Origin of the sequence: Algoriphagus aquimarinus (genome assembly GCF_900112005.1) — a bacterium.
Lineage (GTDB): Bacteria > Bacteroidota > Bacteroidia > Cytophagales > Cyclobacteriaceae > Algoriphagus > Algoriphagus aquimarinus.
On sequence record NZ_FOKK01000013.1, the window covers coordinates 1 to 12,994 of the forward strand.

At 39.1% G+C, this 12,994-nt stretch carries 12 protein-coding genes; 6 read left to right on the forward strand and 6 right to left on the reverse strand.

Translation table 11 applies throughout. The annotated features are described in order from the left end of the window. Nucleotides 1-304: integrase core domain-containing protein (locus tag BM291_RS15620; protein ID WP_139229067.1), on the forward strand; the 304-nt coding region annotated here is incomplete at its 5' end. 45 nt (nucleotides 305-349) lie between these two features. Here the strand turns inward: BM291_RS15620 and BM291_RS15625 are convergent. Then, the gene (locus BM291_RS15625) at nucleotides 350-691 is read right to left on the reverse strand and encodes a hypothetical protein (RefSeq protein WP_092899108.1); all 342 of its coding nucleotides are present in this window, start codon (nucleotides 689-691) and stop codon (nucleotides 350-352) included. 104 nt (nucleotides 692-795) lie between these two features. On the opposite strand from BM291_RS15625, the gene BM291_RS15630 reads away from it, so the two are divergent. After that, nucleotides 796-999, forward strand: coding sequence for an NAD(P)-binding protein (locus BM291_RS15630; protein ID WP_092899110.1), 204 nt, complete (start codon nucleotides 796-798; stop codon nucleotides 997-999). A 463-nt stretch (nucleotides 1,000-1,462) separates the two neighbouring features. Here the strand turns inward: BM291_RS15630 and BM291_RS15635 are convergent, their stop codons facing one another. Together BM291_RS15635 and BM291_RS15640 are read right to left on the reverse strand one after the other, a co-directional pair. Continuing rightward, on the reverse strand, nucleotides 1,463-1,702 hold the full coding sequence (locus BM291_RS15635) for a hypothetical protein (RefSeq protein ID WP_139229112.1): 240 nt from the start codon (nucleotides 1,700-1,702) through the stop codon (nucleotides 1,463-1,465). Between the two features lie 223 nt (nucleotides 1,703-1,925). Continuing rightward, nucleotides 1,926-2,891 carry a hypothetical protein gene (locus BM291_RS15640; RefSeq protein WP_092899114.1) on the reverse strand — a complete coding sequence of 322 codons (966 nt, stop codon included), beginning with the start codon at nucleotides 2,889-2,891 and terminating at the stop codon, nucleotides 1,926-1,928. 147 nt (nucleotides 2,892-3,038) lie between these two features. Here BM291_RS15640 and crtD point away from each other — a divergent pair, with 147 nt between their 5' ends. After that, nucleotides 3,039-4,508 (forward strand): 1-hydroxycarotenoid 3,4-desaturase CrtD, encoded by a 1,470-nt coding sequence (gene crtD, locus BM291_RS15645; protein ID WP_394333452.1) that lies wholly within the window; start codon nucleotides 3,039-3,041, stop codon nucleotides 4,506-4,508. Between the two features lie 138 nt (nucleotides 4,509-4,646). Here the strand turns inward: crtD and rlmH are convergent, their stop codons facing one another. Beyond that, on the reverse strand, nucleotides 4,647-5,120 hold the full coding sequence (gene rlmH, locus BM291_RS15650) for a 23S rRNA (pseudouridine(1915)-N(3))-methyltransferase RlmH (protein WP_092899116.1): 474 nt from the start codon (nucleotides 5,118-5,120) through the stop codon (nucleotides 4,647-4,649). Nucleotides 5,121-5,216: 96 nt separating this feature from the next. Between rlmH and BM291_RS15655 the strand changes: the two genes are divergently transcribed. The 3 genes from BM291_RS15655 to BM291_RS15665 all read left to right on the forward strand — a co-directional run bounded on the left by BM291_RS15655 (nucleotide 5,217) and on the right by BM291_RS15665 (nucleotide 9,478). Beyond that, the gene (locus tag BM291_RS15655) at nucleotides 5,217-8,336 is read left to right on the forward strand and encodes a S41 family peptidase (RefSeq protein WP_092899118.1); all 3,120 of its coding nucleotides are present in this window, start codon (nucleotides 5,217-5,219) and stop codon (nucleotides 8,334-8,336) included. An 11-nt stretch (nucleotides 8,337-8,347) separates the two neighbouring features. Further along, complete coding sequence (locus tag BM291_RS15660; RefSeq protein WP_092899120.1) at nucleotides 8,348-8,752, forward strand: hypothetical protein; 405 nt, start codon at nucleotides 8,348-8,350, stop codon at nucleotides 8,750-8,752. Nucleotides 8,753-8,866: 114 nt separating this feature from the next. Beyond that, nucleotides 8,867-9,478: a Pr6Pr family membrane protein gene (locus BM291_RS15665; RefSeq protein WP_092899122.1), complete on the forward strand. Its 612-nt coding sequence runs from the start codon at nucleotides 8,867-8,869 to the stop codon at nucleotides 9,476-9,478. A 132-nt stretch (nucleotides 9,479-9,610) separates the two neighbouring features. Here the strand turns inward: BM291_RS15665 and BM291_RS15670 are convergent, their stop codons facing one another. Continuing rightward, entirely contained in the window at nucleotides 9,611-12,466 is a 2,856-nt protein-coding gene (locus BM291_RS15670) for a TonB-dependent receptor (RefSeq protein WP_092899124.1), read from the reverse strand. Nucleotides 12,467-12,591: 125 nt separating this feature from the next. Continuing rightward, complete coding sequence (gene ytxJ, locus BM291_RS15675) at nucleotides 12,592-12,927, reverse strand: bacillithiol system redox-active protein YtxJ (protein ID WP_092899127.1); 336 nt, start codon at nucleotides 12,925-12,927, stop codon at nucleotides 12,592-12,594. Between the last annotated feature and the right edge of the window lie 67 nt (nucleotides 12,928-12,994).

The window sequence follows — 12,994 nt, forward strand, 5'->3', positions numbered from 1 at the left end:
TCAAGCCTTACTGGAAAAGTATCAAATCAGCTGTAGCATGACAGAAAGCTATGATCCATACCAAAATGCGGTGGCAGAAAGAGTCAACGGAATACTGAAACATGAATTTATTCTGGGGATCATAATCCATGATTTAGAACTGATGGACAAACTGATAAAAGAGTCTATTTATATTTACAATAATGAAAGACCACATTGGAGTTGTCGGATGGAAACACCAACCAAAATGCACCTGCAAGACAGCATAAAGATTAGAACCTACAAAAAGAAAAATAGCACCGTGTCGAAACCCGATGCTATCTAAATTATCCTTTAAAACTGTAACGCCTATTCAGGACTAGTCACGCACTTATTGTTTTTCCCAAATAGAATCATCCTTTTCATAGCGAAGAGTGCCGTCATCTTTATATTTGAAAGTCAAATCCATTCCAAATTGATCACTTTCTTCAATCTTGATTTTCTGTCCTTTAATCTTATAGGAGGTTCTAGAAATAATGTCACCACCAAGTAAAACGTCGGCTACTCCTCCGGCAGAAAGTGTGATAAATCTTCCGCAGCCATACATTGGGTCAGCAACTGAATCGCATCCATCTAGCGTATTCGCGTAAGTTCCCAAGATTTCTGGTTCGTCTAATTTGTCACAGGAAATAAAAACAAGTGCGACAAGCGCAAATAGGAATAAGTTTTTCATAAAAAAGAAGTTAGGTATAACACATATACGAATGTGAGCTAACGATTGCTACAACGAGGCTAACATTTTCAAAAAATGCTAGTTTAGCGTATGAACAGAAATTCATGACAAAGAAAGCACTCATCATAGGTTCAGGTATTGCAGGCATTACTTCGGCTATTCGATTGGCAGTAAAAGGGTACCAAGTCGAGGTTTTTGAAGCTAATTCCTATCATTTATTGCTGCTTCCAGAATATCCAGAGCATTCAGGCGTAAGTTCTACTGTCCGAGTATATTCTTGGCAAGGAATCAAATCCATTGTTTTCTGACGGTTTGAACCATTAGTAGACCAATCTGCCAAACCTGAAAGTGCCACCCCTTGAGTGAAAGTAAATACTAACAGTACTCCAGACATATTCTCTGCAGAAATGTAGGTAAAAGCGTATGGTTGATTATCTCCTTTATCAACGTACGTGAAACTTTCTCTACATCCACTGCAACTGCCGATTAAGCTATAGGAAACATCTCCTAGAGTAGCAGGAGCTCCTCCGCCAGTTTCTCTCCACTGATCTATAACTATATCATAAGCTTTCCAACCAATTGGAGGGGACGAGATACTGCAAATTCAACACCGTTCAAAGCTGAATTCTTTAAGCCAAGTTGTAGTAGTTTATCATAGTATTGAAGAGTTGAAGCTCCATTTACGTTCTTTACGAAAGTAAATCGATACTCTATCGTAGTCAATGTATTCCATATCCTTACAGATAGCGTTTTGGAATTGTTGGATTGATTTTAGCCACCCCAACTTACAGAAGGGGAAGTAGCTGTTGCTTCAAAAAGGTCTCCTGAAGTTCCATCAATACAATGTATAGTGCAATCACCACCACCAGACAATATTGCAAAGTTTTCCGTACCATTAGTTCCATGGTTGAATCCGTTTCGAGCAACAGCCCCTTGGTTAGACAAACGGTCTTCCTTTTCAAAAGTAGCCAGTTGGCTACAGGTTCCTAGAAGCATCGCTGAGATCATCAATCCGGCGAGTTTTAAATAGAGGTTTTTTCATAGTTAGTGATTCCGCATGTGGCAGGTATGCTTTTACTCAAGGGAGTATGAATCAATGGATTCATCAAAGGGGATAAGGAAGTGTAACCTGGTCCTTTTGCTTATCGAGCCGATAGGTAATTATTATTAAAAAAAATAAGGCCTGCCAGAATTAATCTGACAGGCCTATTTTTAAGATTCCAGGTTAAAAAGGTTATTTTTTCCCAGGACAATTTGTGTTAAGTATGTTGATATTATCAGAATTTAGGTATTTCTTGGATACTTCATTTACCTTGAAATCTGTCCAAAGCAATGCAAATCCTGCATTATTCTGAGCACACTCCGGATCAAAAGTGATGCTGAAAGTGATTCCATCTGCTGGAACATTTCCAGTCCAGCTCAATACAGTTGGAGATCCTTTAGCTTTTCCTTTGTTTGCTATGATACCTGGTGTTGAAGATGAGAAGCCTTTGATATGCGGACTAGTCCATTTTAACGTAACACCAGTAAGTGCCTCACAAGGGATATAGGTGAAGTCGTAGGTAAATCCAGCCACTTGATTATAGTAGAACTCTTCCACTTCGCAGTCCTCATTCGTTCCATCGTCACCATCATCACATACCGCAAGTAGGGTATATGAAGTGGTAAATGATAACGAATGTTGGCTGTTGCGGTACACAGTGATGGTTCTTTCTACTTCATCACAGGGCTCCCAATCCTCTTCCAATGGGATGGTAACCGTAATCGTACTACTCTTACTCACAGGTATAATATCCCCTCCATCAATGGAATATCCAACCAAATTAGGATCCTTGCCATTGTTGTTTTTGTAAGAGTCAAAAGAGTAAACCAGCTCTCCAGCCACATTTTGATAATACTCTAAATAAACGCCCCCTAAGCCTGGCGCATTCCAACTTTTGTCATCGGTTTTATAGTAGTAATTACTTGAAGACACACAATAGGTTTCTTCATTTGTGCAATCAGCACTACCATACAGCATTCGAGCATTGGAGCTTGGGTCAAATCCAAAGCCACTTGTAAAAGTGGATGGATCCATTATACTAGCAGCCTCTTGGTTAGTCAAAAGGTCTTCATTTTCAAAAGTAGCCAGTTGGCTACAGGCCCCTAGGAGCATCGCTGAGATCACCAATCCCGCGAGTTTAAATAGTTGTTTTTCCATAGTTATTTTTAGAAAAATTTGTACTGAAAATAATTGTTTTTTACATACAATAAAAACGTTTTTAAATAAATTTTAAATTTATTTTCTCCTCTGGTAATACAAATTTAAGAGCTCTAACTTGCAGATATATATATAGTTAAGTCAAGAATGATAAAAAGAAAGGTTTTAATTGTAGGGTCCGGGATAGCGGGAATGGCTTCGGCTATTCGATTGGTAGTAAAAGGGTACCAAGTCGAGGTTTTTGAAGCTAATTCCTATCCTGGAGGAAAGCTCTCAGAAATCCAAATTGGAGATTATCGCTTTGATGCTGGACCATCTCTTTTCACGCTTCCCGAACAAGTAGATGAGCTTTTTCGCTTAGCGGGAAAAGATCCGAAGGATTACTTCGAGTATGACAAGCTGAATGTCGCCTGCAAATATTTTTGGGAAGACGGAACCAGATTAAATGCATATGCTGATCTTGATCTTTTTGCTGAAGAAGTTCAAAGTAAGCTTGGAGAACCTGCAACAACTATCCGAAAAGCTCTGCGGCAATCCGCTTTTATATATGATAGCCTAGCACCACTCTTTATGAACCGCTCACTTCATAAGCTAGACACTTGGACAAATCCTCATGCGCTAAAATCCTATCTGAGGATGGGAAAGCTTGGGATTTTCTCTACCATGGACGAAGCAAATCAGAAGCAATTCACTCATCCAAAGTTGGTACAACTCTTCAATCGCTACGCGACTTACAATGGTTCAAATCCTTTTGAGACTCCAGCTACTCTCAATATCATTCCTCATCTGGAATTTAATATTGGCGCATTTTTCCCTAAAAAAGGCATGCATGACATCACGCAGAGCTTGTTCAAACTGTCAGAAGAACTTGGGGTGACTTATCATTTTGGGCAGAAAGTCGATAAGGTCTTAGTAGAAAATGGAAAAGCGAAAGGCTTACGAGTTAAAGGTCAAGATCACTATGCTGACCTCGTGGTGAACAATATGGATATGGTCAATGCCTATAAGACCATCCTCAAAGATCAGAAGCAGCCCAAGCTTTTACTCAACCAACCCAAATCGAGTTCTGCGCTGATTTTCTATTGGGGAATCAAGCGTGACTTTCCTGAGCTGGATCTTCACAATATTTTCTTTACTGACAATTACCCCTTGGAATTTGAGCATATTTTCAAGAAAGGAACCATTTATGATGATCCTACTATCTATGTAAATATAACCTCTACTCATAAATCTGACGATGCTCCAGCGGGATGCATGAATTGGTTTACGATGATCAATGTGCCCAATAACCAAGGGCAAGATTGGGATCAGATGATTACAGAAGCAAAAAGGAATATCATACATAAGCTGAATAGAATTCTCAAAACTGATGTAGAACCCTTGATTGAAGCAGAGGAAATTCTAGATCCTCGAACGATAGAGTCCAAGACTTCTTCAGCTCAAGGTGCCCTATATGGTAATAGTTCAAACAATAAGTTTGCAGCTTTTCTACGTCATGCAAACTATTCCTCCTCGATAAAAAGTCTCTACTTCTGTGGCGGATCTGTGCACCCTGGAGGAGGGATTCCTCTTTGCTTACTTTCAGCGAAAATTATGAGTGAAATGATTGAAGAATAAACAGTAGTGATCAGTAGTCAGTCTCAGTTTTCAGATGTTATTCGCAGTATGGCCCAAGTCGTGAAACTTGAACTAACGCATCCTCATAATAAAGGCACCAAATGTGACTAATTACTGTCACTGACCACTCACCTCCCCCTACTCATGATGATAAGGCTCGTTTCTTAAAATAGTGAAAGCTCTATACAACTGCTCTATAAAAAACGGTCGGATCATCTGATGAGAAAAAGTCATTTTTGAAATAGATATTTTGCCATTTGCTCGGGCATAAACTTCTTCCGAAAACCCATAAGGTCCCCCGATCACGAAAATCAATTGCTTCAATCCTGAATTCATCTTCTTTTGTATATAACTAGAAAAATCGACAGAACTGTAACTTTTCCCACGCTCATCCAACAAAATCAGCTCATCTGAAGCAATCACTTTCTTCAAAATCAATTCTCCTTCTTTTTGCTTTTGAATGGTTTCCGAAAGCGATTTGGTGTTTTTCAGATCGGGTATAATCTCCAATTCAAACTTGATATAAAAGTTTAATCTTTTCGCATACTCCTCTATAAGTTCCACAATTGCCTTATTGTCGGTTTTGCCGATTGCGATCAATTTGATAGTCATACCCAAATTTAAGAATTACCAATTAGAATCTTTCAGCTTTCTAATGTGACCGATTAGGCTTATTTTCCTATTTGTAAATGTAAATTTCCTCAACTCATGAAGCATATCACTCTTCTTTTTGCGCTTATTTTAAGTTGCTCTTTTGCTTTTTCTCAAGAGAATTCACCATACTTTCTTTCCGATCCGACACTTACTCCAGACGGTGAAACAATAATCTTCAGCTATGAAGGTGATCTATGGAAAGTTCCTACTGCTGGTGGGCAATCGACTAGACTTACTGCCATGGAAGGAATGGAAAGCAAACCTTCCGTATCACCAGATGGCAAATGGATAGCTTTTTCGGCCGAGCAATTTGGCAATACCGATGTGTTTTTGATGCCTATAAATGGTGGAGAAATTCGTCAGTTAACCTTCCATGAGGCAGCAGATGAGGTAGAATCGTGGAGCTGGGAAAGCGACAAAATTTATTTCACCTCAGATCGATACAATAGATTCTCAGCTTACGAAATTGATTTGGCAGGCTCCACTCCTAATCGGCTTTTTCCCCACTACTTCAATACTATTCACAATACCGTAGTCCATCCTAAAACAGGTGAGATCTACTTTAATGAAACTTGGGAAAGCAAAAACTTTGCACATCGCAAGCGCTACAAAGGCGAATACAATCCCGATATCAAATCTTACAATCCTACCACCAAAGCATATTCACAATACACAGATTATGAAGGCAAGGACTTCGGCGCTACGATAGATGCGAATGGTTCCGTTTTTTTCATGTCTGATGAAGCCAATGGAGAGTATAATCTCTATACGTTCAAGGGAAAGACAAAAACACAACTAACCGATTTCCCAACCTCTATCATGTGGCCAAAAGTGAGTGCTAACGGTAAGAAAGTAGTCTTTAGAAAAGACTATCAGGTTTTTGTCTACGATGTAGCATCTGGACAAACTACCAAGCCTGAGATCAGTGTTTTTCAAAATCAGACCTTAGACAAGCAAATATCCAGAAAGGTAGATGGAAATATGAGCTATTTTGATGTTTCGCCAGATGGAGAAAAAATGGCTTTTGTGTCTCGAGGTGTATTATTCATCTCAGATGTAAAAGGAAAATTTGTCAAGCAAATCCCCACCGACCCAAAGGAAGCTGTGGAAGAGGTGAAGTGGTTGGCAGATAACAAAACCTTGTTGTATTCACGCACAGTGAAAGGTTACCATAATTGGTTTACGATTTCGGCTCAGAATTCTGGTAAGGAAAAGCAGTTGACAGATGATAAAGACAAGAACAGAGAATTGACGCTGAACAAAGATCGTAGTCTAGGAGTCTATGTGAGCGGAAGAAATGAAATCCGTGAGATAGACCTGAAAACATTGGAAAGTAAGACGCTTGTGGAAGATGAGCTTTGGGGACTATATACACCAAAAGCTTTTTTCTCACCAGATGACCAATACATTGTATTTTCTCCAATCCGCAATTTCGAGCGTGAAATAATGATCTACGACAGATCATCTAAGAAAACGCTGAACCTTACTGAGACTTTGGTGACAGAGACAAGCCCAGTTTGGTCGGCAGATGGCAAATACATTTATTTCATCACGGACCGCATCCATGCTAGCTATCCATTCGGGACTACCGATGCGCATCTCTACCGAATGAAGTTGGACAAATTTGCTGAGCTCTTTAAATCAGATAAAGTGGAAGAGCTTTTCGTAGAAAAATCAAAAGATGAGAAGGAGAAAAAACCAGAAGTAAAAGTAAAAGTGACTGCAGGGGATTTCATGGATAGACTGGAGCAAATCGGACCATCTTTCGGTCAGCAGTCATCTCCTTACATTTTTCAAAAGGATGGGAAAACTCATGTTTTCTATATTTCCAATCACGATGAAGGAACTCCAAAATTGTGGAAAACTACCCTAGAAGATTTCGAGAAGTCTAAAACCGAAAACGTAAGCGATCAGCGAATGGGCGGATACGACATCGTAGAAGCAAAAGATAAGCTCTACCTCCTAGCCGGTGGAAAAGTAAGTACGCTGGATCCAAACTCGAACAAAACGGAAGAGATCAAGGTATCAGAATCCTTTGCTAAAAATCTGCGAAATGAATTTGAGCAGATGTACTATGAAGCTTGGGCAGGTATGGAGCAAAACTTCTACGACGGTGATTTCCACGGACAAAACTGGCCAGAACTCAGGGATCGTTATGCTAAATTTTTGCCATATGTACGTAGTCGTGAGAATCTTCGTGAGATTCTGAATGACATGCTTGGTGAGCTGAATACCTCACACTTTGGTTTTTCTTCTAATGGTACTGAGGAGGAAATCTACTTGGGAAGTAAGACAATGGTCACTGGAGTGGTCTTCAAAGAAGACGCGCCATTTGTTGTGGATAAAGTTCTCAAGGATAGCCCGGTTGACTTGGAACCTCAACCAATTTTGCCTGGCGATGAATTGATCGCAGTGAATGGTGTACCTGTGGATAAGTCCAAGAATCGGGAGACATATTTTATCGCACCGACTATCGCTGAAGAGCTCGAACTTACTTTCACTAGAAAGGGGCAAACTATCAAAGTGAAGTTACATCCTACTTCCTATGGAGAGATGAAAACCTGGCTATATGATGAATGGATGGACGAGAATGAAGCCTATGTCAATGAGCAAACTGAGAACCGTATTTCCTACGTGCACATGAAGAACATGAGTGGTGGCGAGCTTGAGCATTTCCTACAATACATGGTTTCTAATAAGGCAAATCGTGACGGCTTGATACTTGATCTTCGATACAATACCGGTGGAAATGTCCATGACGAAGTATTGAAATTCCTAAGCCAGAAAAGCTATCTACAATGGAAATACCGAGACGGAGCGCTGACTAATCAACCCAACTTCTCTCCTTCCGATAAGCCGATTGTACTTCTGATCAATGAACAATCTCTCTCAGATGCAGAGATGACTGCCGCTGGCTTTAAAGAGCTGGGGCTAGGAACTATCATCGGCACGGAAACTTATCGTTGGATTATTTTCACTTCCGGACAAGGCCTGGTAGACGGATCTTTCTACAGACTTCCAGCTTGGGGATGCTACACACTAGATGGCAAGAATCTAGAAAAAGATGGAGTAGAGCCAGATATCCGAGTGGAAGAAGGATTTGTAGACCGGCTTGAGGGAAACCAAAAGCAACTGGATAAAGCAATTGAGGTAATCATGGGGAAAGTAAAATAACACAAATAAAAATGACGCTAACTACAAAAACAATTAGTAAGGGCTTTGTGATTGCTGGATTAATGAACATGGGAGTACTAGTCTTTTCAAGATTTTTCACTAACCCTGTTATCCCTGAATATGATCCGGTTGTAATGTCCAATTTTGGACTATTAATGATTGTGGTTTGGGGCTTAGCCTATATATCAGTTGCAAAAAACTATCCTAATGTGAAATGGCTAGTGGGAGTTTTTGCCGTTGAAAAATTGATTTATGGTTTTATATGGACAAAATGGATGCTTAATAATAACCTTTCCGATGTTTTCGAAAAAGACACTATGGCTGGCATATTTTACTCCATTTATGGCGTAAATGATTGGATATTTTTCGTCTTTTTTTCATTCGTATTTATCCGTTTGATTAATTCTACAAAATAATTAGCAGTCACAAAATAGCATCGGTAAAGACAACCTTCATCTCTGAAAGATGAAGGTTGATTTTTATTACAAAATTCTGACGTAAACGAACAATCACCTAAATCACCGCAACTCATGAAAAAAAACCTAGCTGTATTTTTTGCTTTAATCGGATGGTTTGCAGTAATCACCCAATTCGTATTAATGCTTGAAAACCGAGTCACTTCGCTTCCAGAAACTGTGGTAAGGTTTTTTAGTTTTTTTACCATTTTAACAAACACGCTGGTAGCAATTTATTTTACCTTGGTTTCCATTGCGAAGAATCAAGATTCTAAACCAATTAATAACCCTGGAATTCTCACCGCTATAACAGTCTATATCATCATCGTTGGTTTAGTGTATCAACTTGTTTTAAGGCAAGTATGGCATCCTCAGGGATTACAAATGATTGTAGATGAGCTACTTCATACCATCATCCCCATTTTAGTAATAATTTTTTGGGCTATGTATGAAAGGACGAAAGTCGTTAAGTACTCTCAGATAATGAAATGGGCTATATATCCTTTAACATACTTACTATATGTCTTAACATTAGGGAGCTTTTCCAATTTCTATCCCTACCCATTTATCGATGTTACTACTATAGGAATAGCAAAAACTCTTATTAATTCAGCCGTTTTATTGTTGGTATTTTTATTGATTTCGGCCTTCCTTCTAATGGTTGGTAAATCAATAATTAAGCGATAAAGAGATTTTAACCTTGACTTAGGAGATTTGTGCTTGAAGCACACCCTAATAGAAAAGCAAAAATAGAGGGAAGACTATCTATGATAATCTCCCCTCTTTTTATGGTGTAATTTTCCTAGTACTGATGGCAACTTACCAAGTTCTTCCTCCTCTTGGAGGTCCACCTCTTTGGAAATTTTGTTCAGTTTGCTCTGGCTGCTTGAAGTTCCCTAAGATATAGGTGAATGTCAGCAATCCGTAGCGAGTCAATACATTTGTGTACACATCGGATACAGATACATCTGAGATGGTACGTGAGATGCTATTATTCTGATTCAGCAAATCAAAGATGACAACTTTCATCTCTGCCTTATTATTTTTCGCGAATCTGTAACCAGCTTCTATATTCCAAAGCCATATTGACTGATCAAATCCTTCAGAAAGACCACGATATAGGCTATTACTAACTGTATTTCCAACAAATAGCTTTCCACCATTTGGAGAGAAGTATAAGCGTAGATTTGATTCTTGGATGTAGTAGTTATTATCCAAAGTTTCTTGCAAGCTTGAATTTACAATCGTGTACGTTCCTGTAGTACTGATAGTGAAGTCAAAATCCTTGCTGATGTTAGAGGTAAAGGTGACACCCTGACCCAGATTAATATTGTCATTGATGTTTTTCGCACCGTTTATCATTCCAGGAGATCTGTTGAATCCAACTCTTGTATTTAAGTTGATATTGGTCTTGATCCCTTTTATTGGAGCTCCGTATGTCATAAACATCGTACTGTTAAAGCTTCCGTCCAAGTTAACAGGCTGGGAAATCTGTCCTCCTGGACGTAACAATATTTCTCCGTTGATCAAGGTATCCTGTGTCGCAATGTACGTGGAGCTACCAATGTAATTCTTGGTTGCAGATACGTTGGCAAAGATGAAGAAGGTGCGATTTGTCTCCACGTTGAATCTACCAATATTCGCATTTATGCTGTTTTGGAAACTCTGAGCCAGATTAGGATTACCTACACTTAGGCTAAGTGGGTTTTGGTTATTCACCACATTTTGAAGTTGACTTACTGAAGGCTCATCTGTGCTTGTTCTATATCTTAGGCGGAAGTTCATTCCAGTTTCTCTATTTCTATAGCTTACACTAGCACTAGGTAAGATATTATTGAAATCACGTACGAAAACACCTTCCGTTGGGAAGAAAGCCTCATTGTCCAGTTTAGCATACTGGTAATCCAAATTAGCACTCAAATTCCAACCAGCACTGTTATAGGCGTAGCCTGTTCTCAATCTCTGTGTGATAAACTTGTTATTAAATTCATTACTTAAGGCAGTATCCAAAACGGCGAGATTCTCATCGTTCAATACTCTTGTTTTTTGATCTGAATCCGTTTTGTTGTTACCAACCTGATAACCAATAGTAGCAATTGATTTTTCGCTCAGAGGCTCTGTAAAAGTCGCATTTACTCTATAGTTAAAACCCTTTGATAGTAATTCTGTATCCTGCAAAGTTGTGTCCAGCTGACTTTTTCGGAAATCCCTACTCGCTCCAGAAAGCTCAGAATCTTGATCATTATTACTCCAAGAAGTGTTTATATCCGTAGAAAGTGTTCTTCCCTTCTTGTCAAACTTATAGCGGTATGTCAAATTGTTTCCAATACTATAAGAGCTCGTCTCAGCATTCGTGATAGAACGTAGGGAAGAAAGTGAGTCTGTATCATTAGACAATGTCAAGGCATCTCTATCACTGAAGGTATTACTAGTTCGGAAGGAGATATTTGGTGTAATGATTAAAGAATTTTTATCATTCAAATCTGCTTCGATACGAGCATTTGCTCTGTGATTGAAATTCTCAACTGAATTGATCAGGTTTTCTTGATAATTCTGAGTAGTCGTCTCATTGATTACCGTTTGACGATTGGTAATTTGTCTAAGGGTATTTTGTGTATTATTGAAAAAGTAACTTCCTGTAAAGTTCACTTTAGTTCCCAACTTGTCACTATAGTTTAGACCCATAGCATTAGAAGTAATAGTACCAACATCATTTCCTCCGTAGAAATTACTGGTACCTCCACCACCAAAGCCTCCACGTCCTCTGCCACCGCCAGAAGCGTTTGCATTAACTCCGGCAAGATCATCACTGGAGAAATTTTGTTGGTTGATGTTGTTGAAAAGCCCTAAGATGGAAACTCTTCTATCACCATTAAATAGGTTCAAGCTTCCTCCAGCATTGTACTTATCATCTGTACCGTAGCCTCCATATACTCTACCGAATTGACCGTTTTTTCTATCTTCTCTCAAGATGATGTTAATAGTCTTCGTGTATGTTCCGTCATCAAAGCCAGTCAAACGGCTTTGATCTGATTTTTGATCCAATATTTCCACTCGATCAATGGCATCAGCAGGGAGGTTTTTCAAAGCGATATTTGGATCTGATCCAAAGAACTCTCTACCATCTACCAATATTTTCTGAACAGTTTCCCCTTGAGCTTGTACTTCGCCGTTGGTAATGGTCACGCCTGGTAGCTTTCTCACTAGATCTTCTGCCATGCCGTTTTCCATGGTCTTAAATGCACTGGCATTGAAAGAAGTAGTATCTCCTCTCATTTCACCAAGTGGATTTTGGCCTTGTATGATTACTTCACCCAATACTTGAGCATCTTCTACAAGAGTAAACACTCCAAGATCAACTGGATCTCTTCCTGAATGAGTTTTAGTGATTGTTTCGTAACCAATAAATTTGATTTCGATTTTGACTGATGGAATTGAAGGTCTAACAATTTCAAAATAGCCTTTCCCATCTGTCACAGTACCGACCAAAAGAGAATCTGTAACTGTTTTAATGAGTACGTTGGCACCGGCCATTGGAGTCTTTGTAGCTCCATCCATGACGGTCCCTGTTAATTTTCTTTCTGGACGGGCTTCACCTGTAGGTCGCTGTCCGAATGCTGATGAGCCAACTAGTAGGCTAAAAATCAGTAAAATAAAATGGTAGTTTTTCTTCATGTCGATGCAAATTTCTACCACTTTGACCTATAACGGTATCAAAGGTTTATTCTGCATCTAAGGAAAAATAAGAATGGAGCTTGAGACGGATAAATGGTATAAAAACCATTTAAAAATTTTTACAACTAAATTTTGCCCATCAGGTCAGCATAAGAGATTCCAAAATGGCTGTTATCGTAAATGACATCTCCATTTTTAATCAATAATACTTGAGGTGATTCGTGCGGAACACGAAATTCTTTTGCTACCAAATCAGAGATATTACGGCCTGCAATCAAATCTAAGTAATAAGGCTCCACTTTCTCTGCATCCGAGTCTTTCCACTTTCGCTGTAAACGGTCCAAGGACATGCTGCTAATCGAGCATCTAGTGCTATGCTTGAAAATCATTACAGGTTTTTCTTCGCTCAGTAATTTGATTTCCTGAATTTGTTCGGCATTAGTCAGTTTTTTCCAATTCATTTTATCGAATTCTTATTTTTGGGGCAATAGTTGCTGAGACTACTTAGGTTCTCAGCAAAACAAACTT